Genomic DNA, 26,821 nt, shown 5'->3' with positions numbered 1-26,821 from the left:
ATTGCAAGAATGTCAGACAATCTGCTTGACGGCCCCCCGGCTGATATGTTCCTTTTGCTGGAGACGGGCAGCGGAGGCGAGGATCATGGACATGGCGGCGGACACACCTTCCGACCACTTCATCTCGCACCGCGTCGACGTTGGCCGCATCACTTTGAACGTGCGCGAGACGGGCAACGGCCCGCTGATGCTGTTCTTCCACGGCATCACCTCCAACTCCGCCGTCTTCGCGCCGCTGATGGCCCAACTATCGGATCGGTTTACGACCATAGCGGTCGACCAGAGGGGGCATGGCCTCAGCGACAAGCCGGAAGCCGGCTACGAGGCGAATGACTACGCGGATGACATCGCCGGCCTGATACGCACGCTCGATCGAGGCCGTGCCATCCTCGTCGGGCATTCGCTCGGTGCTCGAAATTCCGTCACGGCTGCAGCGAAATACCCGGATCTGGTGCGGTCGGTCGTGGCTATCGATTTTACGCCGTACATCGAGACTGAAGCGTTGGATGCGTTGGAAGCGCGGGTGAACGCAGGCAGCCAGCTTTTCGAGGATGTAAAGGCCGTCGAAGCATACCTCGCCGGCCGCTACCCGAACATTCCCGCCGACGCCATCAAGATCAGGGCTGAAAGCGGCTATCAGCCGGTCGACGGCGGATTGCGTCCATTGGCTTCGCCCACGGCCATGGCGCAGACCGCCAAGGGCCTGAGATCAGATTTGGTGCCTGCTTTCCGGGACGTGACGAAGCCCGTGCTTATCATTCGGGGCGAAACGAGCAAATTGGTGTCATCTGCGGCGCTGGCGAAGACAAGTCGGCTGCGTCCGGATCTGCCTGTCGTCGTCGTTCCGGGCGCCGACCATTACGTCAATGAGGTCTCTCCCGAGATCACGCTGAAAGCCATCACCAACTTCATAGGCGCCTGACGGCCAAACGCCGTCTTCTTGTACGCAGCAGGATCCAGAAAATGGCCAACGTAAATAGAACTCCAGGCAAAACCCGTCGCGCCGAAGTCGCCGGCGGCGGCTTTGCCGGCCTGACGGCCGCCATCGCTCTGAGGCAGAATGGTTGGGATGTCAGGCTGCACGAAAAGAGCTCCGAGCTGCGGGCATTCGGCGCCGGCATCTATCTCTGGCACAATGGCCTTCGCGTGCTCGAAGGACTGGGCGCCTTGGACGAGGTTCTCCAGGGCTCGCACACGCCGCCGACCTACGAAACCTGGATGCACAACAAGTCGGTTTCCAAGGAGACGTTCAACGGTCTGCCCTGGCGCATCATGACCCGCAGCCACCTGCATGATGCCCTGGTCAATCGGGCTCGTGCCCTGGGTGTCGACATAAGCGTCAATTCCGAAGCCGTCGCCGCCGATCCGGAGGGACGGCTGACACTCCAGAACGGCGAGGTCCTCGAGGCCGACCTGATCGTCGGCGCCGATGGCGTTGGCTCCAAGGTCAGGGATTCCATCGGCTTCAAACAGGATCGCTGGGTTTCGAAGGATGGTCTCATCCGACTGATTGTCCCGCGCATGAAGAAAGATCTCGGTCATGGCGAGTGGGACAACACCATCGACATGTGGAACTTCTGGCCGCGTGTTCAGCGTATTCTCTATTCGCCCTGCAATGAGAATGAACTCTATCTGGGCTTGATGGCTCCGGCCGCCGATCCTCGCGGATCCGCCGTTCCGATCGATCTCGAAGTTTGGGTCGAGATGTTTCCGTTCCTGGAGCCATGCCTGATCGAGGCGGCCAAGCTGAAAACCGCCCGCTACGACAAGTACGAAACGACCAAGCTGGATAGCTGGACAAGAGGCAAGGTCGCTCTCGTGGGAGATGCCGCGCATGCGATGTGCCCGGCGCTTGCCCAGGGCGCCGGTTGCGCGATGGTCAACGCCTTCAGCCTGTCGCAGGATTTGGAGGAAAGCTCTTCGGTCGAAGACGCGCTTCTCGGGTGGGAAAAGCGCATTCGCCCGATCACGGATCGCTGCCAGGCCCTGTCCGGCGACTATGCGGCGAACCGCTCGCTCTCGAAAGGAAACATGTTCACGCCAGCGGCACTGGAAGCTGCCCGCTACGATCCGCTGCGCCGTGTCTTCTCATGGCCGCAGTAGTGTCGAACGAGCCGGTCAACGAATTAATTGGCGCGTGCGGAAGCGGCGCGCGCCTTCAGGAGATGAAGATGAACTATTCCAGTGAAGTCGAACGAGATTATGATGTCAGGGGCTGGTATTCCTCGGTCCAGGAAAGCCGGCATGACGGCGGCACACCTGGCGAGACCCTCATCAAGGTCGCGACAGGCGTTGTCATCCGCAATCCCTTCGCCGGAAAGTTCGTTGCCGAACTGTCCGAGCTGACGGCTCCGAGTTCGGCCATCGGTCATGCGCTCGGCGAGCGAGCCGTGGCGCTGCTCGGCAACAGGCCGGTCGAAAGCTATGGCAAGGGCGGCATCGCGGGTACGTCAGGCGAACAGGAACATGTCGTCGCTTGCATCACCACGGTGTTCGGAGACCCGCTGCGGCAGCAGGTGGGTGGCGGCAAGGCCTGGATCTCGTCGGTCAGCAAGGTCGCCGTCGCCGGCACCATCATCGATATCCCGCTTGCCCACAAGGACGAGCTCTACATCCGTTCCCACTATGATGCCGTCACTTTTTCCGTGCCGGATGCCCCGCGCCCGGACGAACTTTTGATCTGCGTCGCCGTCGCATCGGGTCCGCGCGTGCATCAGCGCGTTGGGGGCAAATCCGTTGCCGACCTCAAGGCCACCGCTGTCTAGTTCGATCGAAATTTCTGAAGGACGAATTTCATGCCCCTGAATATCAAGGACCTCAAGATTACCTCAGTGGACTTCCAGCCGCTGGGGAAATTGCGCGACGAACACGCGGGCGACAAGGGCAATGTATTGCCCAGGCTTAAGGTCAGTGGCGTCCCGGCCGGTACCAAGGAACTCGCGGTCATCTGCCACGATCCGGACGCGCCGCTCGCCAACGGTTTCACGCATTGGGTCGTCTACGGCATCGACCCCTCGGCCACCGACCTTTCGGACGCGCAGGAGAAGTTCCGCGTCGGCCCCAACGGCGCCGGCCACAAGCAGTATTACGGGCCGCAGCCACCCGCTGGCCATGGAGAACATCACTACTACTTCTGGGTCTATGCCCTGGACACCAAGGTCGAGGGGTCGCCTATCCGGGAGGAGTTCCTGCAAAAATATGCCGGCAACATCATCGAGCAGAATCGGATCGTCGGCATCTACGAAAACAAGTGAAATCCGCGGGCCCTGGCGACCGATAACAATAACAAGAATGGTCGCCATCGCCGCAATGGGAGAATTTGGAAATGACAGACCACAGCCCAGCGCGCCAGAAGGTCTTCGAGGAGCTGGTTACAGCGACGAAGATCCTTCTGAACGAAGGCATACTGGATACGTTCGGGCACATCAGTGCCCGTGACCCCGAGGATCCGGAAAGTTTCTTCCTGGCGCAAAAGCTTGCTCCAAGCCTGATAACGGCCGGTGATATGCAGCGTTTCAACCTCGATGGCGAGACCTCGGATAACAGGCCGTCCTATCTGGAACGCTACATCCACAGCGAGATCTACAAAGCACGGCCCGATGTCCAGTGCGTGCTCCACAGCCATTCGCCGGCTGTCCTGCCCTATTGCTTCACCGACCAGCCATTGCGGCCTGTGACCCATATGGGGGCTTTCCTCGGCGACGCCGTCCCGGTCTACGAGATACGCGACAAGCAGGGAGATGCTACGGATCTCTTTGGCGGCAGCCGGAGCGTCTGTGCGGACATCGCTGAAAGCCTCGGAACCTATCCCGTCGTCCTCATGGCGCGGCACGGCGTCGTCAATGTCGGCACTTCTGTCCGGCAGGTGGTGTTCCGGGCTTTCTATCTTGAACAGGAGGCGGCAGCGCAGACCGCCGGCCTGCGGATCGGCAACATCAAGTATTTGTCGCCGGGCGAAATCAAGGCCGCTGGAAATCTCGTCGGCGCCCAGATCGACCGTGGATGGGATCACTGGTCGCAGCGCCTAAGGGAAAAGGGCCTGGCCTAGCGCCAGCGGGTCTTTGAATATTCCCTGGAAGGGCTTGGTCTCTGCCAGGGTATCCGGCCCCGATCCTCAAATGCTTCGGGGCCAGAGTGTCAGGCGAAAGCAGTAGAACCATGCCGCACGCGGAAAGTTACGACTACATCATCGTTGGAGCCGGATCGGCCGGTTGCGTGCTCGCTAACCGGCTGAGCGCCGACCCGAAATGTTCGGTGCTGTTGCTGGAGGCCGGCGGCTGGGATCGCGATCCCATGATCCACATTCCGCTAGGCTGGGGCAAGATCCTGACCGAGCGTCGCCATGACTGGATGTATTTCTGCGAACCGGAGGACAATGTCGGTGGACGCAGGGTCGAGTGCGCGCGCGGCAAGGTTGTCGGCGGATCATCGTCCACCAACGCCATGGCCTATGTGCGGGGCAATCGCGGCGACTACGACCGTTGGGCAGCCACGGGGCTGAGCGAGTGGTCATACGACAAGGTGCTGCCCTATTTCCGCAAGCAGGAAAGCTGGGAAGGCGGCGAGAACCAGTATCGTGGCGGCGAGGGCCCAGTCAGCACCCAATTCTGCCGCTACAAGGACAAGCTGATCGATGCTTTTGCGCAGGCCAGCGTGCAGGCCGGTTACGAGCAGACAAAAGACTATAATGGCGAGCGTCAGGAAGGGTTCGGCCGCCTCCAGATGACGATTTCAAAGGGCCGGCGTTCCTCGACCGCGACAGCCTATCTGCGGCCGGTCCTGAAGCGGCCCAACCTGACCGTCCTGACGGAAGCGAGTGCTACCAAGATCGTGCTGGAGGGTGCGCGCGCCACCGGCGTCACCATCAACCATCGCGGGACCGAACGCACGGTTCTCGCCCGCAAGGAAGTGCTGCTTTCCGGTGGCGTGATCAACACGCCGCAACTCATGATGCTGTCGGGCATCGGGGCGCAGGATGAGCTTGCCGCCCAAGGGATCCAGACGCGGGTCAACCTGCCGGCGGTCGGCAAGAACCTGCAGGACCACGTCTCGGTCATCCTCATGTACCGGCGCCGGGCTCCGGGCGGCCCGTTCCTGCGCAACATGCGTGCCGACCGGATCGGGCTCGACTTCGTCAAGACCTACTTCACGGGGCGCGGTTTTTCCGGCGATGTGCCCGGCGGTGTCGTCGCCTTCCTGAAGAGCGGCCCGGCCCGACCGTTGCCGGATGTGCAACTGCTCTTCACTGCGGCTCCGCTCGCCGCATGGCCTTATTTCAAGCCGTTCAAGGCGCCGTTCCCGGATGGCTTCGCGACGCGGATCGTGGCGACGCAGCCCGAAAGCCGGGGAGCGGTGAAACTCGCGTCGGCCGATCCTTCCGCGGCACCCCTGATCCATCAGAATTTCCTGGCTTCGCCGAAGGATTGGGAGTCGCTGCGCGCCGGCTTCCGGGTGGCGCGCGATCTCGCGTCGCAGCCCTCCATGCAGCCCTTCATCGAGGCGGAGTTTTTTCCCGGCCCGAAGTGTCAGAGCGACGACGAGATCGACGAGCATATCCGCAAGACCTCCATCACCGTGCATCATCCGGTCGGGACTTGCCGGATGGGCGCCGACGAAGCCTCTGTCGTCGACCCGCAATTGCGCGTTCGCGGCGTTCAGGGTCTGCGCGTGGTGGACGCTTCCGTCATGCCCGACCTGGTCTGCGGAAACATCAATGCGGCAGTGATCATGATCGCCGAGAAGGCCGCCGACCTCATCGCCAGTTCGAAAGACAGCAGGGCAGTGTCATGATCCAGCGTATCGCCATCATCGGTATGGGCACGATGGGTCCGGGCATGGCCGCCCGGCTCGCCAGAGGCGGCCTTCAGGTCGTCGCCTACGACGTTGCCCCGGCAGCGATCGAACGCGCGCAGACCATGCTGGGTGTGGCCGAGACCGTTCTCGACTCCCTGGGGATCGCGCCGCCGCCGGCCGGCGTTGGAACGGTTCGCTTCACCGACGACATCAGCGATGCGGTATCCGGCGCCGATCTCGTCATCGAGAACGTTCCTGAAAACATTTCGATCAAGGCCGACGTCTATCGCACGATCGACGGCCTGGTCGCATCGGACACGATCGTCGCGTCGGACACGTCCGGTATCCCGATCACCAAGCTGCAGGCGCATATCTCGCATCCCGAGCGGATGGTGGGCATGCACTGGTCGAACCCACCGCACATCATCCCGATGATCGAGGTGATTGCCGGGGAGAAGACGGCGCCGCAGACCGTGACTGTCATCCGCGACCTGATCCGCTCCATCGGCTTGCTGCCGGTGGTGGTAAAGAAGGATGTTCCGGGCTTCGTCGAAAACCGCGTGCTCTATGCGCTGCTGCGCGAGGCGGTCGACCTTGTCGAGCGCGGCGTCATCGATCCCGAAGATCTCGACACCTGCGTGTCGTGGGGCATCGGCTACAAGATCGCCGTGATCGGGCCGATGGCGCTGCTCGATATGGCGGGCCTCGATATCTACAAGTCCGTCTCCTCCTTCCTCAATGCGGATCTCTCCAATCGCGACGATGTCGCGCCGATGGTGCTGGAAAAGACCAACGCGTCGAAGTTCGGCATCAAGTCGGGCGAGGGCATGTTCGCCTACACGCCCGAGCAGACCAAGGCACTGCAAGGCGAACGGGCGCGCAAGCTCGTCGCGGTGCGGCGCATCCTGGAGGGCCGGGAGTAGCCATGCGCATGGAACCCATTCGAGCAGCAGGCGGCCGGCCGGCCCATATCCGCCACGATGACGATCTGATCTCCGCCAAGGGCGTCTCGGTCGTCATGGCCAGGCAACTGGTGCTGCAGAACATTGATCTCGCGGTACCGAAGGGGTCGTTCGTCTCCCTCATCGGTCCTTCCGGATGCGGCAAGAGCACCTTGCTCAAGGTTCTGGCCGGGCTGGTAAATCCGACGAGCGGCAGCGTTTCGATCGCTGGGCTTTCGCCGGTCGAGGCGGCGCGCAAGCGTATGATCGGCCTCGTCTTCCAGGACGCCAACCTGCTTCCCTGGAAGAATGCCGTCGACAACGCTTCGATGCTGCTGGGCATCACCGACAAGTCGCTCTCGCGCACGGATTTGCGGGCGCGTGGGCAGGAGATGTTGGAACTGGTTGGGTTGGGTGACAGCGCCCACAAGCGTCCCCATGAATTGTCCGGCGGCATGCGTCAGCGCGTCGCCATCGCGCGGGCCCTGGCGCTTGATCCGGCGGTGCTGCTGATGGACGAGCCGTTTGGCGCGCTCGACGCCATAACCCGCGATTCGATGGGCCAGTCGCTGCTGGAAATCTGGCAGCGCACCGGCAAGACCATCGTGCTCGTCACCCACTCCATAGACGAAGCCATCCACCTGTCGCGCCATGTCCACGTGATGGGGATCAAGCCCGGGCGGATCACCGAGAGCCTCGACATCGGTCTGCCCTATCCGCGCGATCTGTCGGTGACGGAAGATCCGGAGTTCGTCAGGCTGGCGGTTCAGCTGCGGATGATGCTGCGCGCCAGCCACCAACCGGGAGGCACGTCGTGAGCGATCAGCCCATCACCAATCTCTCCGAGCCGCGGCTTGCCTCCAGCTGGGCAGCGGCAACAGGCAGCTGGCTGCCGGCGGTCATCCTTCTGCTGGCGACGATCATCGTGTGGGAAGCCGTGGTGCGGATCTTCGCCATCTCCGCCTTCATCATCCCCGCCCCCTCCGAGATCGCCCAATCGCTGGTCGCGCAATGGGCAACGCTGATGCAAGCGACACTGGTGACGGCAGGCGAGATCCTGTTCGGCTTCATTGTCTCTGTGGTGGTCGGCATCGCCATTGCGCTGGTCATCGTGCGTTTCGACTGGCTGGGGCGCGCGCTCTATCCGCTGGTGGTGCTGTTCCAGAATGTGCCCAAGGTGGCACTGGCGCCGATCTTCATCCTCTGGTTCGGCTACGGGCTGGCGCCCAAGATCGGCCTGATCCTGGTCATCGCCTTCTTCCCGGTGACATTGTCGATGCTGGCGGGCATGCAGTCGGTCGACCGCTCGCTGCTCTCGCTGATGAATTCGGTCGGCGCCAGCCAGACCCAGATCCTGTTCAGGATCCGTGTCCCGCATTCGCTGCCGAACCTGATGGCCGGAACCAAGATCGCCGCGACGCTCAGCGTCATCGGCGCCATCGTCGGCGAGTTCGCCGGCGCCTCGGACGGGCTCGGCTACGTCATTCAGTTCGCTTCTACCCAACTCGACACGGCACTGGTCTTCGCGGCGCTGCTGCTCGTTTCGGTGCTGGGCATCGCCTTCTATTACGCCGCCGAGATTCTCGAACGCATCGTGGTGCCGTGGGCACCGAAATTCAGCCAGGCCTAGGTCTCCAGGAAGGATAGAACAATGCTTAGACGCTCATTCATCAAGGCAGCCACTCTTGCAGCGTTTGCCGGCGCGCTTGGCTTCTCCGGCGCGGCGCAGGCGGCGGACAAGGTAAACGTCCAGCTCGACTGGGTGGTGCGCGGCAACCACGCCATGTTCTTCGTCGGCAAGGAAAAAGGCTTCTTTGCCAAGAACGACATCGACGTGACCGAGATCCGCAAGGGTTCCGGCTCGCCAGACGCCATGCGGCTGGTGGGCAACGAGAACGCGGATTTCGGTTTCGGCGATCTTCCTACGCTGGCTGTCGCGCGGTCGCAGAATGTTCCAGTGGTGGCGCTGGCCGCCGTCAACCAGCATTCGCCGCTGGCGATCATGTCGCTGGCCAAGACGGTGAAGCTCACCAAGCCGGCCGATCTCAAGGGTCTCACCATCGGCATTCATCCGGCCGGTTCAACCTACCTCTTCTTCAAGGGCTTCCTGGCGGCCAATGGCCTGACCGAAAAGGACATGACGCTGAACAGTGTCTCGCCGCCCTATGAAAGCTACCTGCTCCTGGGCCGGGTTCAGACGGTGATCGGCTATGTCGATGCCGAGGTTCCCGAACTGGAGGCCAAGGCCGGCGGTCCCGGATCGCTCAGCATCATGTTGGGCGCCGATTACGGCTGGAAGGCTTACGGCTCGGGCCTCTTCACCTCGCAGGCGATGATCAAGGACAAACCGGACGTCGTCGCCCGCTTCGTCAAGGGCTACAGGGAGGCCTTCGATTATGTCGTGGCGCACCCCGAAGAGGCTGCCGAGATCACGGCCAAGGCAGCACCCGGTTATGCCGACAAGAAGGATGTGCTGCTGGCGCAGATCAATGCCGACATCGCCTCCACCTTCACCAGCCCGGACACCAAGGAACACGGCCTCGGCTGGATGACGAAGACGCAGTGGGAAGAAACGCTGAAGACGCTCACCGATCAGGGCGTGCTCAAGACGGCTCTCTCGGCCGATGATGTCTTCACCGACACCTTCCTGGCAACCAAGTAGGAGGCGCCCGGTGTTGGGCGGGCAATCGATGAGCGCCTACCGGCAGACAAGACTGTCCGGCGCCATGGCGCAGGACACGGCGCGCTCGCCATTCGCCGCGTCGGTGCGGTCGAGCGTGATCTGCACGCGGGTCGCATATGCGCGGCCCGACAGGCCGCACCACAGCCGCTCGACGGGCAGGTTCTCGCGCTTGTCGTTGAGGATCGTGAACGTGCCGGTCTTGGGATCGAACCAGAGTTCGACACGGGCGCTCCTGCCCGGCTCGACCGTGGCGATCCCGGCGGAATACCAGTGGGCGAAGTCGGCATTGCAGGACAGGCCTTCGCTGCCCGCATTCGAAATCGTCAATGGCACCATGTCGAGCCCGTCAGTTCCGGTGCGGACGGTGACATGGTGCAACTCAACCGCATTGGCGAAGGACGTGAACGCCAGCATCACCGGGAGAAAACAACGAATCTTCACTTTGCCTGAGCTCCGTTGGGTGGGTTTGTGCAGGCAGTCTATCTCGCTTCCGCGCAATAACAATAAGAATAATGATTGGTAATCAACCAGAGAGGGTAAAATGTTAAAGCTTCTTAAAAGCAGTGTAAGCGCACTTATATTGAGCAGTGTCTTGCTTGGCGGCGCGTTTGCCGGCGAAGTCAAGTCGATCGCCATCCTGACGCCCGAAGAAGGCACGGATTATGGCTGGAACCAGCAGGGCATCGACGCGGCCAAGGCTGCGGGCAAGGCAGCCGGCGTCGAAGTGGTCGTGGCTCAGGGCCTCGGCTATGGTGACGTTCGTCCGACCATGCGGGAACTTGCGTCCGATGGCGCCAGCCTGCTGATCGCGCATGCCAGCGGCTACAACACCTCGGCGCCCGAAATCGCCAAGGAGCTGAAAGTTCCGGTGGCGATCGTCGACACGCCCAACGGCCTGGAGAAGGGCCTCGTCGCCGACTACACGCTGAGCGGCCACCAGGGCGCCTATCTCGCCGGCCGTCTCGCCGCCAAGATGTCGCGCTCGAAGTCGGTCGGCATCGTTGTCTCGGGCGAACCGCCGTCGTGGAACTCACAATCGGCGGCGTTCGCGCAGGGCGTTAAGGCCGAGAACCCGGCCGTCAAGATCACCTATGCGGTGATCGGACCGGCCGCCTACAGCGATGCGGCCGGCGGCAAGCGCGTCACCGAAAGCGTGATCGCGTCGGGTGCGGACATCATCTTCGGCCAGGGCAACGGTTCGAGCTTCGGCATGTTGCAGGCGGTCGAGACGACCAAAGCGGCTGACGGCGGCAAGGTCTATTTCATCGACGTCATCGGTGACAAGTCGCCGATCGACAAGGGCTTCCTGCTGTCGTCGGTGGTGTGGAACATCGAGCCGGTCTACGCGGCGATGATCGCTGACCTGAAGGCCGACACGTTCGGCACCAAGCACTATGCGATCGGCCTCAAGGACGATTCGGTCAAGCTGCTGAAGACCGCTGCGATCCCGGACAATGTCTGGGCGGAAATCCAGACGCTGCGCGAAGACGTCATTTCCGGCAAGATCAAGGTCGATCCGGTGTTTGACGCGGCCGCCGTCAGGGCGCTGATGACAAGCGTCGCCCAGTAAGGCGATCAATACAGGCTGCCGGAGGGGTGATCCGTCACCCCTCCAGACCTTTCCCGTTTTTCAGTGCTGGGCCTTCATGAGCAGTTCTTCTTCATCGTCCGTCGGCAGGCGCGACATCGTCGCGCTCGAAGGCGTGACCAAACGCTTTCCCGGCATCGTCGCCAATGACAGCATCGACCTGTCGATCCGTCCTGGCGAAGTGCATGTGCTGCTTGGCGAGAACGGCGCGGGCAAATCCACGCTGATCGGTATGTTGTCGGGCCTGCAGCAGCCGGATGAAGGGCGCATCCTGGTCGATGGCAAACCGCTGCCGATCACTTCGCCGCGCCATGCGCTTGCGCTCGGCATCGGCACTGTTTTCCAGCACATGATGCTGGTGCCGACGCTGACGGTGGCGGAAAACCTGTTGCTTGGCGGGCCGTGGTGGCAGCGACCCAAGACCGAAGAACTGGCGGCGCGCGTCGCCGAGATCACCCGCAGCCTCGGCCTCACGGTGAAACTGCATGCCAAGGTGGCGGAGCTTTCACTTGGCGAGCAGCAACAGGTCGAGATCCTGCGCGCGATGGTGCGCAACAGCCGGCTGCTGATCCTCGACGAATCCACCTCGATGCTGACGCCGAAGGGCATCGATGAACTGGGCGCATTGATGCGTCGTCTGGTTGAGCAGGGGCTCGCCATCGTCTTCATCACGCACAAGCTGAAGGAGGCGGCAGCCTTCGGCGACCGCATCTCGGTGCTGAAGCTCGGCCGCAAGGTCGGCGAGATCCCGCCCGAACGTTTTCGCGCGCTGGGCGAGCAGGAGATCATCTCCGAAATCGTGGAATTGATGTTCGGCAAGCAGAAAGACGATCCCGAAGCGGTCGAGCGTGCTGTCCGCGCTGATGCCGCTCCGCTGCTTCAGGTCACGGATCTGGCGGTCGCGCCGACGGACAATGCGCCAGGCCTGTCATCGATCTCCTTCGATATTCTTCCAGGCGAGATTCTGGGCATCGCCGGCATCGACGGCAACGGGCAAAAGCAGCTGGCGGAAGCCTTGGCCGGCCAGCGTGCCACCACCGGTGGTTCGGTGCGGCTGGAAGGCGCGGCAATAGAGGCGCTGAGCGTCGGCGAACGCCGCCAGCGTGGCCTTCGCTACCTGACCGACGACCGGCTGGGCGAGGGCACGGTCGGCACCTTCCCGGTCTCGATCAACTTCTTCCTCAAGCAGGTCGGCGCGGCTCCGTTCTGGCGCAACGGTGTCGAACAGCGCGCCGAGATCGACAAGCGGGCCGCGCAGCTGGTGCGCGACTATGATGTGCGCACGCCAAGCCTGAAGACGCCGGTCGCGCGGCTGTCCGGCGGCAATATCCAGAAGGTGCTGCTGGCGCGTGAGCTGGCCGAAGGTGCCAAGGTGGTGATCTTCAACAAGCCAACCTACGGTCTCGATCTCGCCAACACATTGGCGTCGCGGCAGCGCATCCGCGACACGGCGGCGCGTGGCCTCGCCGTACTGCTCATCTCCACCGACCTCGAGGAGCTGCTCAGCATGTGCGACCGCATCGCCGTCATTGCCAACGGAGCGCTGGTCGGCACCGTCGAGAACACCGACGATGCGCGAACCAAGGTCGGGCGCCTGATGATCGGACTTGCGGCATGAGCATCGACACCGCACCCACCGCCAGTGCAACCGCGCTCGATGCCACGAGCGCGGCGGCGACGCGCCGCGACATACTGCATCGGCTGCTGATGACGCTCGGCCCGATCCTCATCGCTCTCGTCATCGCCGGCTGCATCCTGCTTGCCGTTGGCGTCGACCCGCTCGCCTATTATGGCTTCGTGCTGGAGAAAGGCCTGTTCTCGCCGCTCGGCATCCAGCAGACGCTGACGCGCATGGCGCCGCTGCTGTTCCTTGCCGCCGGCCTTATCGTGGCCTTTCGCGCCGGCATGTGGAACCTCGGCGGCGACGGACAGTTCCTGCTCGGCGCGGTGACGGCGGCTGCCAGTGCCCCCGTGTTGGTTGAGATCATGCCGGCCTGGCTGGCGCTATTCTGTTCGTTCCTCATCGCCATGGTGGTGGCGATGATCTGGTCGTTGGTGCCGGCCCTGCTGCGCGCCTATCAGGGTGTCAACGAGATCATCACCACGCTGATGATGACGTTCCTTGGCACGTCGTTCGCCAATGTCCTCGTCAAACTGGCGTTTCGCGATCCCTCCACGACCGTGCCGCAAACCCGCACGCTGCCGGTGGAAGACCGGCTGCCGCGTCTGTTCGACACGACCATCACCAGCGGTCTGCTGCTTGGGCTGGCGACGATTATCATCGTGCATCTGGTGATGACGCGCACGTCGTTCGGGCTGAAGTTGCGGATCGTCGGTGCCAATCCGCGCGCCGCCGTTCATTCGGGGCTCGGCGTGCCGGGCCTGACCGTCGCCGTCTTCGCCATTTCCGCAGGGCTCGCGGGCCTTGCCGGCGCCGTCGACATCATCGGCGTGCAAGGCAATGTCCGTGCCGACTGGAACCCCGCTTACGGGCTGGCGGTCATTCCGGCCGTGTTTCTCGCCCGCATGAACGGTTTTGCCGCGATCGGTTTCGTATTCCTGCTCTCGGTGCTGTCGATCGGCGGCGAGAGTGCTGCTCGCCGGCTTGGTGTGCCCAACACTTTCACGCTGGTGCTGGTCTCCATCGTGCTGATCGTGCTCGCACTCGCCGAGTATGTCGATCACCGCTATCATCAGTCCAGAAAGGCCTGACGCATGACCGGGCTGTTCAGCGAAGTCTTTCTCAGTGCGCTCCTGTTCGGGGCGGTCACCGCGGCGATCCCGCTGCTGCTCGCGGGGCTTGGCGAGCAGATGTCGGAAAAGGCCGGCGTGCTCAATATCGGTATCGAAGGCATGATGCTGGCCGGCGCCTATCTCGGCTTTGTCGGCGCCTTCTATTCCGGGTCGCTGTGGCTGGGCTTTCTCACCGGTGCGGCCGGCGGCGTGGCGGTGGCGCTGATCATGGCGCTGCTCTGCGTGCGCATCGGGCTGAATCAGATCGTTATCGGCATCGCGCTGACGCTCGGTCTCGAAGGGCTGACGGCGCTGCTGCACCATTTCCAGTTCTCGCGCAGCTATCCCCGCTTGCCGGCGGCGGACGCGACCGTCATTCCGCTGCTGTCGGACATTCCGGTCATCGGTCCGGCCTTCTTCAAGCATCATTTGATCGTCTATCTGGCGGTCGCGCTGGTGTTCGCCATGAGCTACCTCTACCGGCGCACGCAACTCGGACTCAATTTGCAGGCCGCCGGCGACAAGCCGGCCGCACTCGATGTCGCCGGCATAGACGTCATCAGGACGCGCACCATCGCGGTGCTGACAACGGGAGCGCTGGCCGGGCTTGGCGGCGCCTATCTCGCCAATGTCGGCGCCGGCCTGTTTATTCCGTTCATCACCAATGGCGCCGGCTTCCTCGGCATCGTGCTCGCCATGCTGGCGCGGGGCCGGCCGATCTGGGTGCTGTTCGGCGCCCTTCTGTTCGGCGTCTGCCTGTCGCTGACGACGGCCATGCAGGTGGCCGGCATCAACATACCGACCGACGTCATCCAGATGCTGCCATTCCTGGCGGTGATGATCATGCTGGTGCTGTTCGGCAGGCGCGCCAGCCTGCCGGCAGCGCTTGGCATTCCTTATGAGCGCGGCGCGCGTTGACAACAATCAGATGCGCGGAAGAGACCCGCGCCAGAAACGGAGGCAAAAATGTCGGATACCAAGGTCTACCTGCTCGACGGCGGCTCGCTCGTTCTCGACGGCTACCATGTGTTCTGGAATCGCGGCCCGGGCGGCGAAGTGCGCTTTCCCGTTTATTCGATCCTGATCGAGCATGCCGAGGGCCGCTTCCTCATCGACACCGGCTACGACTATGACCACGTCATGAAGGTGCTGCCGTTCGAAAAGCCGATCCAGGAAAAGCACCAGACCATCCCCGGTGCCCTGGCGCTGCTCGGGCTCGAGCCGAAGGACATCGACGTCGTCGTCAACTCGCATTTCCATTTCGACCATTGCGGCGGCAACAAGTATTTTCCGCACGCCAAGAAGATCTGCCATCGCACGGAGGTGCCGCAGGCCTGCAATCCCCAGCCTTTCGAGCATCTCGGCTATTCCGACCTGAGTTTCTCGGCGGAGGCAGCGGAAGCGCGTGGCGCGACCGCGCAATTGCTGGAGGGCACCACGCGCGCCAACTCGACCTTCGAGGGCATCGACGGCGACATCGATCTCGCCAAGGGGGTCAAGCTGATCTCGACGCCCGGGCATTCGATCGGCCATTACAGCCTGCTGGTCGAGTTCCCCAACCGCAAGCCGATCATGTTCACCATCGATGCGGCCTACACTCAGAAGAGCCTTGAAACGCTGTGCCAGGCTGCCTTCCACATCGACCCGGTCGCGGGCGTCAATTCGATGCGCAAGGTCAAGAAGCTGGCCGAGGACCATGGCGCCGAGCTGATGTACTCGCACGACATGGACAACTTCAAGACCTACAAGACCGGCACGCAGTTCTACGGCTGACCGCCGCAAATCCGGAGACCAAGACCATGCGCTATCTCGAACACGCCGATCCGGTCATTACGCTGACCGCGGGCCCGGTGAATGCCTATCCCGAAGTGCTGCGCGGCCTTTCGCGCACGGTGCTCTATGATTACGATCCGGCGTTCCAGCTCTTCTACGAGAAGGTGGTCGACAAGGCGCAGAAGGCGATGCGGCTGTCCAACAAGCCGCTCATCCTGCATGGCGAGCCGGTGCTGGGCCTGGAGGCAGCGGCGGCGTCGCTGATCACACCTGACGACGTGGTGCTCAACCTTGCCTCCGGCGTCTATGGCAAGGGCTTCGGCTACTGGGCGAAACGCTATTCGCCGCATCTGCTCGAGATCGAAGTGCCCTACAATGAGGCGATCGACCCGAAAGCGGTGGCCGACATGCTTAAGGCGCATCCGGAAATCACCATCGTATCCGTCTGCCATCACGACACGCCGTCTGGCACGATCAATCCGATCGACGCCATCGGCGCGCTGGTGTCGGCGCATGGCGCCTACCTGATCGTCGACGCGGTCTCTTCGTTCGGCGGCATGAAGACGCATCCCGAGGACTGCAAGGCCGACATCTATGTGACTGGCCCCGGCAAGTGTCTTGGCGCGCCGCCGGCGCTGACGATCATGGGTGTCAGCGAGCGCGCCTGGGCGAAGATGAAAGCCAACAAGGCAGCCCCGCGCGCATCGGTGCTGAGCATCGTCGACTGGGAAAATGCGTGGTCGCGCGACAAGCCGTTCCCGTTCACGCCGTCGGTGGCCGAAGTGAACGGCCTCGACGTCGCGCTCGATCTCTATCTCAACGAAGGCCCGGAAGCTGTATGGGCGCGCCATGCGCTGACGGCAAAGGCCATGCGTGCGGGCGTCGTCGGCATGGGCCTGTCGATCTGGGCCGCGAGCGATGCAATCGCCTCGCCAAGCACCACGGCCGTGCGCACGCCCGACGGCGTCGACGAGAAGGCGCTGCGGGTCGCGGCGCGCGCCCGTTACGGCGTCGTCTTCTCGTCGGGGCGTGGCGAGACATTGGGCAAGCTGACACGCATTGGCCATATGGGGCCGACGGCGCAGCCGATCTACGCGATCGCGGCACTGACGGCACTTGGCGGCGCTATGAACGCAGCAGGCCAGAAGCTTGCGGTCGGCAAGGGGATCGAAGCGGCGCTGGCCGTCATTGACGCCGACGCCTGAACAGACATCACCAGATCAAGGATTGAGGGAGCATTTTCATGACTGAACGGCTTGCGGGGAAGACGGCGCTGGTTACGGGCGCGGCACAAGGCATCGGCAAGGCGATTGCGACGCGGCTTGCCGCCGACGGCGCAACCGTCATCGTCAGCGATATAAATGCGGAGGGCGCCAAGGCGGCCGCCGCATCGATCGGTGGCAAGGCGAAGGCGATCGCCGCCGACATTTCCGATCCGGCATCGGTCAAGGCGCTGTTTGGCGAAATCCAGGCGCTGACGGGCGGCATCGACATTCTGGTCAACAATGCCAGCATCGTGCCGTTCATCGCCTGGGACGACGTCGATCTCGACCATTGGCGCAAGATCATCGACGTCAACCTGACCGGCACCTTCATCGTCAGCCGCGCCGGTACCGACCAGATGCGTGCGGCGGGCAAGGCCGGACGGGTGATCAACATCGCATCCAACACCTTCTTTGCCGGCACGCCGAACATGGCGGCCTATGTGGCGGCCAAGGGCGGCGTCATCGGCTTCACACGGGCGCTCGCCACCGAGCTTGGCAAGTACAACATCACGGCGAATGCGGTGACACCCGGCCTGATCGAGAGCGACGGCGTCAAGGCGAGCCCGCACAATGAGGCGTTCGGCTTCGTCGAGATGCTGCAGGCGATGAAGGGCAAGGGCCAGCCCGAGCACATCGCCGATGTCGTATCGTTCCTGGCCAGCGAGGACGCCCGCTGGATCACCGGCCAGACGCTGAATGTCGACGCCGGGATGGTCAGGCACTAGAGCAATTCCAGGAAAAATGTGAGCGGGTTTTCCGTCCGGCATTGCGGAAAACAAAGAGTTAGAGAGCAATTCGCCGAAAACGGAGACATTGGCCTACAGCCCTGCGCAGCGGCTCAGCGCAGGGCTTTCACCTTGGCCAGTATATCTTCCGAAAGCGCCGAGACGAGTGCGCGGTCCGCTCCCTTGCTCGGGATCAGGACGAATTCCACATCCTCCAGCTGCGGTAGGCTGCCGACTTCCTTCAGGCCCGAAGGCGACATGCTTTGCGGTTGCACCAGAACCCCCATGCCGGCGCGGGCGGCGGCCGTCAGCCCGCTCAGGCTTCCGCAGGTGCAGACAATGCGCCACGGCATGCGGTGCCGCTCGAGCACTTCCAGCGCAATGCTGCGTGTGACGCTGGGCGCCGGGAAGGCAATCAACGGCAAGGCCGCGAGCGACAGAACGTGTTCCGGATCGCGGGCGAGCCAGACAAGCGGCTCGCGATAGACGAGCTGACCACGGCTGTCGCCCAGCCGGCGCTTTGCCAAAACGAGATCGAGCTCGCCATTGTCCTGCATCTCGTAGAGCAGGCCGCTCAGCGCGACCGTCAGTTCAAGATCAACGGATGGGTGAGACCGGACGAAATCCTCCAGCACGACAGGCAGACGGCTGGCAACCAGGTCCTCGGATACGCCGAGCCTCAAGGTACCCCGCAGCTTCTGCGCGGTGAACAGCGCCTGCATCTGCCCCTCTATGGACAACATGGTCCGGGCATGGCCGAGCAGGGCTTCGCCGTCCGGCGTCAGCATCACCTTGTGCGTATCGCGGGCCAGCAACTGCCTGCCAATCGCAGCCTCCAGCTTGCTGATGTGCTGGCTGACGGTGGATTGCCCGAGCCCCAGCCTCTCAGCCGCGAAGGTGAAGCTTCCCATCTGCTGGACGGTAACAAAGCTGCGAAGTTGGACCAAATCGAGCATTGATATCTCAAATCGCGATAACTGTTATTCCTTGTATCCGATATCGCAATGTATGAAAAGAAGGCGTCGGACCCACTCGGAGCGAACATGTCATGCGCCGCTTTCTGCCGGACTCCTTTCTGATCCTCCTGCTGTGCACCGTCGCGCTTGCATCCGTCGCGCCTGCAACCGGGACGTTTACGGGCTGGTTTGCGATCGCGACCAATCTTGCCGTGGCGCTTCTGTTCTTCCTGCATGGTGCGCGGCTTTCGCGTGATGTCGTCGTTGCCGGCCTGATGCATTGGCGCCTGCACCTGGTGATCCTTCTGACGACCTTTGGCCTGTTCCCACTGCTGGGCCTGGCGCTTGGCTATCTGCCTGTTTCGATCCTGCCCAAGCCGCTCTATCTCGGCATCCTGTTTCTGTGTGTCCTGCCGTCTACGGTCCAATCCTCGATCGCGTTCACCTCGATTGCCGGTGGAAATGTCCCTGCCGCCATCTGCTCGGCTTCCGCCTCCAACATCTTCGGCATGTTCCTGACCCCCTTGCTCGTCGGGTTACTCTTCTCCATCGGGGGTCATGGCGGATTTTCGTGGGATGCGGTGGAGCAGATCCTCGTGCAACTGCTCCTGCCCTTTGCACTCGGGCAACTGCTGGAACCCAGGATCGGCGACTGGATACGCTCTCGCAAGACGCTGCTGATGCCGGTTGATCGCGGTTCGATCCTGATGGTCGTCTATCTGGCCTTCAGCACGGCCGTCGCCGAAGGGCTGTGGCACATGTTCTCGCTGCGCGATATCGCCGTGGTCGTTGTCGCCGATATGGTGTTGCTTGGCCTAGTGCTTCTGTTCACGAGCTATGGCAGCCGGCTTCTCGGCTTCGGCAAGGCCGACCAGATCACGATCACTTTCTGCGGCTCGAAGAAGAGCCTGGCGAGCGGCGTGCCGATGGCCAACGTCATCTTCGCCGGTCAGGGCGTCGGCGCGATCGTTCTGCCGCTGATGCTCTTCCACCAGATACAGCTCATGGTCTGCGCTATGATCGCACAGAAATATGCCAGGGCGGCAAACCGGTCCGCCGTGCCGCAAGCCGAGCCGACGGCCTCGGTGGCTTAGTTGGGGTTGCGTATGTCGAAAGAAGGCGCGCACCGCGGACCGGGCAATCAGATCTTCGCCTTTGTTCCGGCCGCTGTGCCGATCGATACGCGATGCCCATGGCCAGCCACCCCTATTTCGTCTCGGGCAGTCCAGGCTCCGTCTCGTCCATCATCTGCTTGACGGCATCGGCCGACCTGCTCATCCCCGCGTCGTCGATGGCCCAACCCGCGAAGCGTTCCAGCAGGGCGGCGAACGTCACCAGGTCCTGCTCATCCCATTGCGCCAGTGCGCCAGCGAAGATGCGCCATTTGGTCTGACGCACCGCCGTCACCAGGCGCTCGCTCTTGACGGTGGGTCTGAGGCAAATGCGTCGGGCGTCCAGTTGCGATGCGACGCGGAAGGCGTAGCCACGCTCGACGAGATCGGCAGAGATGCGGCTGGCGCGGGAGGGGTCGATCCCCATGCGCTCGGCGATGATGCCGACCGTCACCTCGTCCTGCGGGGTGTCGCTGACAACCGCGCTGAGCGCGATAATCGCGTCGAGATGGCTCACTTCCAGCGAGGGATCGACGCGAGCCAGGATCAAACGACCGAAGTCCCGGCGCTGGACCGAACGGCGCACCTTGGTCATCACCGCATCGATGGCGGCGACGGCCCCGGCTGCCGCTGCGGACATGCCATTGCTGCGCGCCAGGTCGGCGAGGTCCTGGTCGCCTTGCGTCTGGCAAAGGGCTGAAAATCGGTCGGCGCTGCCCGGCCCGGTATCGTTGGTGTTCATGCCACAGCGCGCTAGCAAGAATACATGCTGATGTCAATTGCATGCTGATAGCATATAATTGATGTTGACATATATCTGCTGCAGGCACATAAACCGCGCCCAAACGTCGGAGACATCCATGAGCCTTGACTCAACTCTTCCAGATGCCGCGCCTGTGGAGGCCGGGGCCCGGCCCGATCTCACGACATTGATCGTCTATTTCGGCGCGCTGATCGCCATGTTCATGGCCACCATCGACATGCAGATCGTCGTCACCGCCTTGCCCACCATTGCCGGCGAACTGGGCAATCTGCATCTGTTCGGCTGGGTGGGCGCCGCCTATCTGCTCTCGACCGCCGCGGTCGCGCCCTTCTACGGCAAGCTCGGTGATATGTATGGCCGCAAGAACGTGGTGTTGACGGCGATCACCTTGTTCCTGTTGGGCTCGCTGGTCTGCGGCATGGCATGGTCGATGGAGAGCCTGATCGCGGCGCGCGTCCTGCAAGGTATCGGCGGCGGCGGCCTGATGGTCTCGGCCTTCGCCATGATCGGCGAACTGTTCGGACCGCGCGACCGCGCGAAGTATCAAGGCTACAGTTCGGCGGTGTTCGCGCTGTCGTCGGTGCTCGGCCCGTTGGCGGGCGGCTATATCACCAGCCTGTTCGGTTGGCGCTGGGTGTTCCTGGTCAATCTGCCGATCGGCATCGTCGTGCTGGCGGTGATCGGGTTCGCCATGCGCAGCCGGTTCAACGAGAAGAAGCACCACGTCGACTATCTCGGCGGCCTGCTGCTGGCCATCGGCACCACGGCAATCGTCTATTGGGGCTATCATGTGCTCGACCCCGCCGGACCGGATCTGCTCACCTTCGCGCTGCCGGTGATCGCGGTGGCGGCAATCGCCTCGTTCATCATGGTCGAGCGGCGGGCCGAAGAGCCGATCGTGCCCTTGCGGCTGTTCGACGTTTCGACCGTCCGTATCGTCTCGGGCGTGTCGCTGGTCGCAGGCTCGGTGACGCTCGGCATGTTCTTCTATTTCGCGCTCTACATGCAGACGCTCACGGGTCTCAGCCCGGCAGAAGTCGGCTTCCTGTTCCTGCCGGCTTCCGTGACCTCGATGGTCATCTCGATACTGGCTGGACGGCTGATTGCCGCAACCGGTCGCTACAAATGGATGCCGGTGGTGGCGATGGGCATTGGCGGGCTGCTGATGATAGGCTTTGTCTTCATCAACTCGCACACGCCGATCTGGGTGCTGGCGACGATGATGGGAGTATTCGGCATCAGCATGGGCCTGCAATTCCAGGTTCTGATGGTGGCGATCCAGGCTGCCGCGCCGCTGCAGGACATCGGCGCGGTGACCTCGCTGATCACGCAGTCGCGGACCATCGGGGCATCATTGGGACTTGCATTGAACGGCGCGGTGATGACCTGGGCCTTGAACCGGCAGATGGGCGAGCTTCCCGCCGACGCAGCCGCCCTGCTGCCGGACGGCCTGACCGGACTGACCCCGCATCTGGCGTCGAGCCTCCCGGCCGCGATCCGCGATGTGGTGCTCGGCCACTATTCGAGTGGTTTCAACGTGATGTTCATCTGGGTGGCGGTGCTTTATTTCGTCGCCATGGCGCTGACGCTTCTGCTCGAGGACATACAGATTCCGAAGCGCGGCTGAGCCGGGCAGGCGGCCGCCAGTTCGATCACTTCAAAGCGACGGAAGAACACTTCGGATGTGGCCTGCAAAGGCCTCGACCGCAGGCGATCGCTCCGAGTCGGCAAAGGCGATCAGAATGCCCAGGCGAGGCAGCTGAGGAAGCGGCGCGTTCAGAATATGGAGGTCGGCTGGGACCGCCTCCTTGGTCATCACGCTGATGGCCAGCCCGGACCGCGCGACGGCAATCAATCCGGCGAGGCTGTTGCTGGCATAGGATATCTTGTAGCGCAGCCCGGCACCGGCCATGGCTTCACAAGCTGCCTTGTGGTCCAGGGCGTTCGACGCCGACAACGCCAGCGGAACGGTGTCGCCAAAATCGTAAAGCTCCAGCGACGGCTTGCTGCCCACCCACACCAGCGATTCCGTGCGCACGATGTCCGGCGTCTGGTTTGCATTCGGCGCGGAAACAAGCGCGAGGTCGATCTGGCGCGCGTTGAGAAGCGTTCGCAATTCGACCGTTGGCGCCGAAACGACCTTGATCTCGACATCGGGGTACATAGTTCCAAAACTCTTTAGGAGCGCGGGGAAGAACGCGCTCAGATAATCTTCGGGACTGCCGAAAAGGATCGAGCCGTGCAGGCCTTTGTCGGAAAGCGCCGAAATCGCCTCGTCATGGATTTTCAGGATGCGCTCGGCGTAGGCCAGGAAGCGCTCGCCGCTGCCGGTCAGTCGCACCCCACTGCCGCTGCGATGAAACAGGCTCTGGCCGAGAGCCTCCTCGAGCCGCTGGATCTGCATGGTCACCGCTGACTGCGTGCGTCCAACCTGCACCGCTGTCGCGCTCAACGTTCCCGAATGAGCGGCACGAACGAATGTCGCCAGCAGCCTGAGGTCGAGTGGACCTTGCATATCAATTCCGTTGATATCTGAATCCGATTACTATCAATTTTACTGCACCCGCACCATCGGCTAATTTCCGCCCCGAACACTTTGGCGGAGCAGCAGCATGTCGAAAAATTCGGATCGTCAATTCTGGGATGCGGCGCAAAAACATCTGATCCGCTATGGCGGTACGTTTGAGCCCGCTATCATAGAACGCGCCGCAGGCTCGTTCGTTTATGATGCGGACGACCGGCCCATCCTCGATTTCACCTCCGGGCAGATGAGCGCACTGCTCGGGCACAGCCATCCCAGGATCGTTTCGACGGTCAGCCGGCAGGTCGAAAAGGTCGCGCATCTGTTCAGCGGCATGCTGTCACGTCCGGTGGTCGAGCTTGCGCAACGCCTTGCGGCGCTGGCGCCCGGCCTCGATCGGGTGCTGCTGCTTTCGACCGGTGCCGAGTCGAACGAAGCGGCCATCCGGATGGCGAAGCTGGTGACCGGCAAACATGAGATCGTCGCCTTCTCGAAGAGCTGGCACGGCATGACGGGTGCCGCGGCGTCAGCAACCTACAGCGCCGGCCGCAAGGGCTATGGACCCGCCGCCGTCGGCTCGTTGGCCATCCCGGCGCCCAACAGTTTCCGCCCCCGCTTCAAGCATGCGGATGGTTCGCTGGACTGGCTCACCGAACTCAACGATGCGTTCGACCTGATCGACAGCCAGTCGACGGGGAGCCTGGCTGCCTTTGTCGCCGAGCCGATCCTGTCGAGCGGTGGCATATTGGAGCTGCCGCAAGGCTATCTGGCGGCGCTCAAGCAGAAGTGCGGTGAGCGTGGCATGCTGCTGATCCTCGATGAGGCGCAGACAGGCATCGGTCGAACAGGCGATATGTTCGCCTTTCAACGGGATGGCGTCACGCCCGACATACTGACGCTGTCCAAGACCATCGGCGCGGGGCTGCCGCTGTCTGCCGTGATGACGACGGCTGAAATCGAGGAGGCGGCGCACGCCAATGGCTTCCTGTTCTACACCACGCATGTCTCCGATCCGCTGCCGGCGGCGGTCGGCCTGGCAGTGCTCGATGTGGTCGAGGAAGAAAAGCTTGTCGAACGGGCACGGTATCTCGGCGCGAAATTGTTCGACGGACTGTCGAAGCTGAAGCAGCGCTACGACTGTGTCGGTGACGTGCGCGGCCGTGGCCTTCTGCTCGGGGTCGAGATCGTCAACGGCAAGGGCAGGGAGCCCGACCACCAGCTCGGCGCCCGCATTGCTGCGGAAGCGTTTCGCGGCGGCCTGAGCATGAACATCGTCAAGCTTCCCGGCATGGGCGGCGTCTTTCGCATAGCACCTCCTTTGACGATTTCAGAAGAGGAACTCGACCTCGGCTTGCGGATCATTTCGGACTCGATCGAAGCCGGGCTTGCCGCAACCGCTGGCCTTTCCGGCATTGCTGCCGAGTGAATGCATGGCGATGGCTGCGAAGGTGGCCAACAACTTTATCGCACTGGCACGCAAATTCTCCAGGCCCGCAGTGTAGTGCTGGCCATCGGTCTCTTGGCGCGTTGCCGACTACCCATGGATGCGGCTAGGTCTAGCCCCGCCAGGCAAGTCTCGCGACCGGACACAGTCGTGGCGCGATAGAGGATAGTACGCATTGACGATCTTCCCTTTCACTGAAGCCACTCCGATCCAGTTTCAAGCGCCGCTGCCGAAGACCTCTGAGGTCGTGATCGTCGGCGGCGGCGTCATCGGCGTGACCACGGCGCTTTTCCTGGCGCGGCACGACATCTCGGTCACCTTGCTGGAAAAAGGTCGCATCGCCGCCGAGCAATCCTCGCGCAACTGGGGCTGGATCCGGCAGCAAGGCCGCGACGTCGACGAACTGCCGATCGTCATCGAAGCGCAACGCCTCTGGCGCCAATTGGCCAAGGAATCCGGCGAGGACATAGGGCTGACGCAGACAGGCGTCACCTATCTTGCGCGTACCGACAAGGAGATGGCCGGGTTCGCCAAATTCCTGAAGATCGCGGAGGCTCATGGCGTCGACACGCGTCTGCTTGATCAAGGTGAGGCGGCCCGGCTGATCCCGGCCATGTCGCGCCCCTTCAAGGGTGCGATGACCACGCCATCGGATATGCGCGCCGAGCCCTGGGTCGCGGTGCCCGCACTTGCCCGCCTGGCCGCCCGGCAAGGCGTCACCATCATCGAGAATTGCGCGGCACGCATGCTTGATGTCTCGGCGGGACGCATCAGCGGCGTCTGGACCGAGCAGGGGCGCATCGCCACGTCGAGCGTGCTCGTCGCCAGCGGCGCATGGACGTCGCTGTTCCTGCGCGCGCATGGCATCTCCATCCCGCAGCTCAGTGTCAGAACAACCGTCGCCGCGACCGCGCCGCTGCCGGAAATATATGCGGGCGCCGCCGCGGACGAACACATCGCGTTCAGGCGCAGGCAAGATGGCGGCTACACGCTGGCGGCGGGAGGCAGCCACGTGCTCTATGTCGGGCCGGACGCCTTGCGCCATGCGCCGAAATATTTCCCTGCTCTCAAGGCAAATCCCCTTGGCACGCGCTACCGCCCGGCCGCGCCGCGCGGATACCCGGACAGCTGGTCGACCCCGCGCAAATGGGATGCGGACAAGGAAACCCCGTTCGAGCGGATGCGCATTCTCAATCCGGCTCCCGAGGCCAAGGCCCTTCGCGCCATCGACCGCGAGTTCAAGGGGCTTTTCCCGCAATTCGAGACTATACCGCTCAGGGCGAGCTGGGCGGGCATGATCGATGCGATGCCGGATGTCGTGCCTGTCGTCGATCGCGTCACAACGATCCCGGGCCTCGTCATCGCGACCGGCATGAGCGGTCACGGCTTCGGCATCGGACCCGGCATGGGCCGCATCCTGTCCGATCTGATTCAGGGCAACGAGATAGGGCACAATCTCCACAGGTTCCGTCAGTCCCGGTTCAGCGACGGCAGCCCTATGCAGCTGGGGCCTTCGCTTTAGATGAGATCATCCAGCCCTGGCCGCGAGCAAGAGGAGATCAAGACATGACCTGGACCGGCGTTTTTCCCGCGGTCACCACCAAGATGCAGGCATCGGGATCCATTGATCTGCCGGCCACCCAGGCAAGCATTGATCGCTTGATAAAGAACGGCGTTTCGGGCGTGATCGTGCTGCCGATGCTGGGTGAAAACGCGACCTTGACGCAGCAAGAGCGCGACGCCGTCGTCACCGCCGCCAGCGAGGTTGTCGCGGGCAGGGTGCCGCTTCTGTCAGGTCTGGCCGAACTGTCGACCGACAATGCCATTGGCGCGGCCCGCAACTACCAGAAGCTTGGCGCGCAAGGCCTGATGACCTTTCCAAGTCTTGCCTACCGCACGGATCGCCGTGAAACGGTCGCATGGTACAAGGCCGTTGCCGAGGCGAGCGACCTGCCGGTGATGATCTACAACAACCCCATTGCCTACAAGGTTGATGTCGACGTCGAAACCCTCAAAGCGCTGGTGGATGTGCCCGGCATCGTCGCCATCAAGGAAGAGACAGGCGACATCCGGCGCGTGACCGACCTTTTCAACGCCTTTGGCGACCGCTTCGACATCTTCTGCGGCGTCGACGATCTTATCCTCGAAAGCCTGGCGCTCGGCGTCGTCGGCTGGGTTTCCGGCATGACCAATGCATGGCCGGCGGAATGCGTGGCGCTCTTCAACGAGGCCAGGGCTGGAAACTTCAAGGCCGCATTGCCGCAGTACAGGTTGATGACGCCAGCCTTCCATCTCGACACCGACGTGAAGCTGGTTCAGTACATCAAGCTTGCCGAACATCTCGTCTACGGCGCGCCCGAATTCGTGCGCAAGCCACGCCTGGAGATCGAAGGCAGTGAGCGTGTGTCGGTTGAGAAGGTCATCAGGGCCACGATCGCCGATCTGGGCAAACGGATCTGAAGCAGCGCTTGCGGAATCTTGCTCCCGACAATCATGTCGAAAGCCACCTGCCGGCGCGGGAGTT

The 26,821-nt window shown here is 62.8% G+C and carries 26 protein-coding genes; 22 read left to right on the top strand and 4 right to left on the bottom strand.

From position 1 onward, the window contains the following. Window positions 1-85 precede the first annotated feature (85 nt). The 10 genes from A3A9_RS0127415 (at window position 86) to A3A9_RS0127370 (ending at window position 9,396) form a co-directional block, all read left to right on the top strand. Window positions 86-922, top strand: a complete 837-nt coding sequence (locus A3A9_RS0127415) for an alpha/beta fold hydrolase (RefSeq protein ID WP_027061496.1) — start codon at window positions 86-88, stop codon at window positions 920-922. Window positions 923-963: 41 nt separating this feature from the next. After that, on the top strand, window positions 964-2,103 hold the full coding sequence (locus A3A9_RS0127410; protein WP_027061495.1) for an FAD-dependent oxidoreductase: 1,140 nt from the start codon (window positions 964-966) through the stop codon (window positions 2,101-2,103). 68 nt (window positions 2,104-2,171) lie between these two features. Further along, window positions 2,172-2,765, top strand: coding sequence for an amino acid synthesis family protein (locus tag A3A9_RS0127405; RefSeq protein WP_027061494.1), 594 nt, complete (start codon window positions 2,172-2,174; stop codon window positions 2,763-2,765). 30 nt (window positions 2,766-2,795) lie between these two features. Then, window positions 2,796-3,254 (top strand): YbhB/YbcL family Raf kinase inhibitor-like protein, encoded by a 459-nt coding sequence (locus A3A9_RS0127400; protein WP_027061493.1) that lies wholly within the window; start codon window positions 2,796-2,798, stop codon window positions 3,252-3,254. Between the two features lie 71 nt (window positions 3,255-3,325). Next, window positions 3,326-4,048 (top strand): class II aldolase/adducin family protein, encoded by a 723-nt coding sequence (locus A3A9_RS0127395; RefSeq protein ID WP_027061492.1) that lies wholly within the window; start codon window positions 3,326-3,328, stop codon window positions 4,046-4,048. Between the two features lie 110 nt (window positions 4,049-4,158). After that, window positions 4,159-5,790 (top strand): GMC family oxidoreductase, encoded by a 1,632-nt coding sequence (locus tag A3A9_RS0127390; RefSeq protein WP_027061491.1) that lies wholly within the window; start codon window positions 4,159-4,161, stop codon window positions 5,788-5,790. Continuing rightward, window positions 5,787-6,716 carry a 5-formyl-3-hydroxy-2-methylpyridine 4-carboxylate 5-dehydrogenase gene (gene fhmpcd1, locus A3A9_RS0127385; protein ID WP_027061490.1) on the top strand — a complete coding sequence of 310 codons (930 nt, stop codon included), beginning with the start codon at window positions 5,787-5,789 and terminating at the stop codon, window positions 6,714-6,716. Before A3A9_RS0127390 ends, fhmpcd1 begins: the two co-directional genes overlap by 4 nt. A gap of 2 nt (window positions 6,717-6,718) precedes the next feature. Next, window positions 6,719-7,552, top strand: coding sequence for an ATP-binding cassette domain-containing protein (locus tag A3A9_RS0127380; protein WP_027061489.1), 834 nt, complete (start codon window positions 6,719-6,721; stop codon window positions 7,550-7,552). Further along, the gene (locus tag A3A9_RS0127375) at window positions 7,549-8,364 is read left to right on the top strand and encodes an ABC transporter permease (protein ID WP_027061488.1); all 816 of its coding nucleotides are present in this window, start codon (window positions 7,549-7,551) and stop codon (window positions 8,362-8,364) included. The genes A3A9_RS0127380 and A3A9_RS0127375 overlap by 4 nt, the downstream gene beginning before the upstream one ends. 21 nt (window positions 8,365-8,385) lie before the next feature. Continuing rightward, window positions 8,386-9,396 (top strand): ABC transporter substrate-binding protein, encoded by a 1,011-nt coding sequence (locus A3A9_RS0127370; protein ID WP_027061487.1) that lies wholly within the window; start codon window positions 8,386-8,388, stop codon window positions 9,394-9,396. A 36-nt stretch (window positions 9,397-9,432) separates the two neighbouring features. On the opposite strand, the gene A3A9_RS0127365 is transcribed toward A3A9_RS0127370, so the two are convergent. Next, window positions 9,433-9,858 carry a hypothetical protein gene (locus A3A9_RS0127365; protein ID WP_027061486.1) on the bottom strand — a complete coding sequence of 142 codons (426 nt, stop codon included), beginning with the start codon at window positions 9,856-9,858 and terminating at the stop codon, window positions 9,433-9,435. A gap of 139 nt (window positions 9,859-9,997) precedes the next feature. Here A3A9_RS0127365 and A3A9_RS0127360 point away from each other — a divergent pair, with 139 nt between their 5' ends. The 7 genes from A3A9_RS0127360 (at window position 9,998) to pldH (ending at window position 17,501) form a co-directional block, all read left to right on the top strand. After that, window positions 9,998-10,987, top strand: a complete 990-nt coding sequence (locus tag A3A9_RS0127360) for a putative B6 ABC transporter substrate-binding protein (protein WP_245279133.1) — start codon at window positions 9,998-10,000, stop codon at window positions 10,985-10,987. A 76-nt stretch (window positions 10,988-11,063) separates the two neighbouring features. Beyond that, complete coding sequence (locus A3A9_RS0127355; RefSeq protein ID WP_027061484.1) at window positions 11,064-12,623, top strand: putative B6 ABC transporter ATP-binding protein; 1,560 nt, start codon at window positions 11,064-11,066, stop codon at window positions 12,621-12,623. Continuing rightward, window positions 12,620-13,717 (top strand): putative B6 ABC transporter permease subunit 2, encoded by a 1,098-nt coding sequence (locus A3A9_RS0127350; protein ID WP_027061483.1) that lies wholly within the window; start codon window positions 12,620-12,622, stop codon window positions 13,715-13,717. The genes A3A9_RS0127355 and A3A9_RS0127350 overlap by 4 nt, the downstream gene beginning before the upstream one ends. Window positions 13,718-13,720: 3 nt before the next feature. Next, window positions 13,721-14,656, top strand: a complete 936-nt coding sequence (locus tag A3A9_RS0127345) for a putative B6 ABC transporter permease subunit 1 (RefSeq protein ID WP_027061482.1) — start codon at window positions 13,721-13,723, stop codon at window positions 14,654-14,656. Between the two features lie 48 nt (window positions 14,657-14,704). Further along, window positions 14,705-15,511, top strand: a complete 807-nt coding sequence (gene pldA / locus A3A9_RS0127340; RefSeq protein WP_027061481.1) for a 4-pyridoxolactonase — start codon at window positions 14,705-14,707, stop codon at window positions 15,509-15,511. Window positions 15,512-15,537: 26 nt separating this feature from the next. Then, entirely contained in the window at window positions 15,538-16,716 is a 1,179-nt protein-coding gene (ppaT, locus tag A3A9_RS0127335) for a pyridoxamine--pyruvate transaminase (RefSeq protein ID WP_027061480.1), read from the top strand. 38 nt (window positions 16,717-16,754) lie between these two features. Then, window positions 16,755-17,501, top strand: a complete 747-nt coding sequence (pldH, locus tag A3A9_RS0127330) for a pyridoxal 4-dehydrogenase, SDR-type (protein ID WP_027061479.1) — start codon at window positions 16,755-16,757, stop codon at window positions 17,499-17,501. A gap of 113 nt (window positions 17,502-17,614) precedes the next feature. Here pldH and A3A9_RS0127325 read toward each other — a convergent pair whose 3' ends face one another. Then, window positions 17,615-18,457, bottom strand: coding sequence for a LysR substrate-binding domain-containing protein (locus tag A3A9_RS0127325; RefSeq protein ID WP_027061478.1), 843 nt, complete (start codon window positions 18,455-18,457; stop codon window positions 17,615-17,617). Window positions 18,458-18,549: 92 nt separating this feature from the next. Here A3A9_RS0127325 and A3A9_RS0127320 point away from each other — a divergent pair, with 92 nt between their 5' ends. Further along, window positions 18,550-19,551: a bile acid:sodium symporter family protein gene (locus A3A9_RS0127320; protein WP_027061477.1), complete on the top strand. Its 1,002-nt coding sequence runs from the start codon at window positions 18,550-18,552 to the stop codon at window positions 19,549-19,551. A 112-nt stretch (window positions 19,552-19,663) separates the two neighbouring features. On the opposite strand, the gene A3A9_RS39615 is transcribed toward A3A9_RS0127320, so the two are convergent. Then, a complete protein-coding gene (locus A3A9_RS39615) occupies window positions 19,664-20,311 on the bottom strand; it encodes a MarR family winged helix-turn-helix transcriptional regulator (RefSeq protein ID WP_027061476.1) in 648 nt (215 codons plus the stop codon). A 118-nt stretch (window positions 20,312-20,429) separates the two neighbouring features. Here A3A9_RS39615 and A3A9_RS0127310 point away from each other — a divergent pair, with 118 nt between their 5' ends. After that, entirely contained in the window at window positions 20,430-21,959 is a 1,530-nt protein-coding gene (locus tag A3A9_RS0127310) for an MDR family MFS transporter (RefSeq protein WP_033838831.1), read from the top strand. Between the two features lie 30 nt (window positions 21,960-21,989). On the opposite strand, the gene A3A9_RS0127305 is transcribed toward A3A9_RS0127310, so the two are convergent. After that, window positions 21,990-22,847: a LysR family transcriptional regulator gene (locus A3A9_RS0127305; protein WP_027061474.1), complete on the bottom strand. Its 858-nt coding sequence runs from the start codon at window positions 22,845-22,847 to the stop codon at window positions 21,990-21,992. A gap of 97 nt (window positions 22,848-22,944) precedes the next feature. Between A3A9_RS0127305 and A3A9_RS0127300 the strand changes: the two genes are divergently transcribed. The 3 genes from A3A9_RS0127300 (at window position 22,945) to A3A9_RS0127290 (ending at window position 26,757) form a co-directional block, all read left to right on the top strand. Continuing rightward, window positions 22,945-24,279 carry an aspartate aminotransferase family protein gene (locus A3A9_RS0127300; protein WP_027061473.1) on the top strand — a complete coding sequence of 445 codons (1,335 nt, stop codon included), beginning with the start codon at window positions 22,945-22,947 and terminating at the stop codon, window positions 24,277-24,279. Window positions 24,280-24,472: 193 nt separating this feature from the next. Further along, window positions 24,473-25,819, top strand: coding sequence for an NAD(P)/FAD-dependent oxidoreductase (locus A3A9_RS0127295; RefSeq protein ID WP_027061472.1), 1,347 nt, complete (start codon window positions 24,473-24,475; stop codon window positions 25,817-25,819). A gap of 44 nt (window positions 25,820-25,863) precedes the next feature. After that, on the top strand, window positions 25,864-26,757 hold the full coding sequence (locus A3A9_RS0127290; protein WP_027061471.1) for a dihydrodipicolinate synthase family protein: 894 nt from the start codon (window positions 25,864-25,866) through the stop codon (window positions 26,755-26,757). Window positions 26,758-26,821 lie beyond the last annotated feature (64 nt).

Origin of the sequence: Mesorhizobium loti CJ3sym, assembly GCF_000472785.1 — a bacterium.
GTDB classification, from domain to species: domain Bacteria; phylum Pseudomonadota; class Alphaproteobacteria; order Rhizobiales; family Rhizobiaceae; genus Mesorhizobium; species Mesorhizobium loti_E.
The sequence above is the reverse complement of the archived record's forward strand: the minus strand, read 5'-3'. Positions and strand labels throughout refer to the sequence as shown.

Bases quoted from the DNA above. Each gene is read 5' to 3' on its own strand.
- A3A9_RS0127370 (WP_027061487.1), top strand. From the start codon at position 8,386: ATGCTTAGACGCTCATTCATCAAGGCAGCCACTCTTGCAGCGTTTGCC.
- A3A9_RS0127410 (WP_027061495.1), top strand. From the start codon at position 964: ATGGCCAACGTAAATAGAACTCCAGGCAAAACCCGTCGCGCCGAAGTC.
- A3A9_RS0127350 (WP_027061483.1), top strand. From the start codon at position 12,620: ATGAGCATCGACACCGCACCCACCGCCAGTGCAACCGCGCTCGATGCC.
- A3A9_RS0127310 (WP_033838831.1), top strand. From the start codon at position 20,430: ATGAGCCTTGACTCAACTCTTCCAGATGCCGCGCCTGTGGAGGCCGGG.
- A3A9_RS0127405 (WP_027061494.1), top strand. From the start codon at position 2,172: ATGAACTATTCCAGTGAAGTCGAACGAGATTATGATGTCAGGGGCTGG.
- A3A9_RS0127380 (WP_027061489.1), top strand. From the start codon at position 6,719: ATGCGCATGGAACCCATTCGAGCAGCAGGCGGCCGGCCGGCCCATATC.
- pldA (WP_027061481.1), top strand. From the start codon at position 14,705: ATGTCGGATACCAAGGTCTACCTGCTCGACGGCGGCTCGCTCGTTCTC.
- A3A9_RS0127355 (WP_027061484.1), top strand. From the start codon at position 11,064: ATGAGCAGTTCTTCTTCATCGTCCGTCGGCAGGCGCGACATCGTCGCG.
- A3A9_RS0127400 (WP_027061493.1), top strand. From the start codon at position 2,796: ATGCCCCTGAATATCAAGGACCTCAAGATTACCTCAGTGGACTTCCAG.
- A3A9_RS0127415 (WP_027061496.1), top strand. From the start codon at position 86: ATGGACATGGCGGCGGACACACCTTCCGACCACTTCATCTCGCACCGC.
- A3A9_RS0127290 (WP_027061471.1), top strand. From the start codon at position 25,864: ATGACCTGGACCGGCGTTTTTCCCGCGGTCACCACCAAGATGCAGGCA.
- A3A9_RS0127305 (WP_027061474.1), bottom strand. From the start codon at position 22,847: ATGCAAGGTCCACTCGACCTCAGGCTGCTGGCGACATTCGTTCGTGCC.
- A3A9_RS0127325 (WP_027061478.1), bottom strand. From the start codon at position 18,457: ATGCTCGATTTGGTCCAACTTCGCAGCTTTGTTACCGTCCAGCAGATG.
- A3A9_RS39615 (WP_027061476.1), bottom strand. From the start codon at position 20,311: ATGAACACCAACGATACCGGGCCGGGCAGCGCCGACCGATTTTCAGCC.
- A3A9_RS0127320 (WP_027061477.1), top strand. From the start codon at position 18,550: ATGCGCCGCTTTCTGCCGGACTCCTTTCTGATCCTCCTGCTGTGCACC.
- fhmpcd1 (WP_027061490.1), top strand. From the start codon at position 5,787: ATGATCCAGCGTATCGCCATCATCGGTATGGGCACGATGGGTCCGGGC.
- A3A9_RS0127395 (WP_027061492.1), top strand. From the start codon at position 3,326: ATGACAGACCACAGCCCAGCGCGCCAGAAGGTCTTCGAGGAGCTGGTT.
- A3A9_RS0127345 (WP_027061482.1), top strand. From the start codon at position 13,721: ATGACCGGGCTGTTCAGCGAAGTCTTTCTCAGTGCGCTCCTGTTCGGG.
- A3A9_RS0127390 (WP_027061491.1), top strand. From the start codon at position 4,159: ATGCCGCACGCGGAAAGTTACGACTACATCATCGTTGGAGCCGGATCG.
- pldH (WP_027061479.1), top strand. From the start codon at position 16,755: ATGACTGAACGGCTTGCGGGGAAGACGGCGCTGGTTACGGGCGCGGCA.
- ppaT (WP_027061480.1), top strand. From the start codon at position 15,538: ATGCGCTATCTCGAACACGCCGATCCGGTCATTACGCTGACCGCGGGC.
- A3A9_RS0127300 (WP_027061473.1), top strand. From the start codon at position 22,945: ATGTCGAAAAATTCGGATCGTCAATTCTGGGATGCGGCGCAAAAACAT.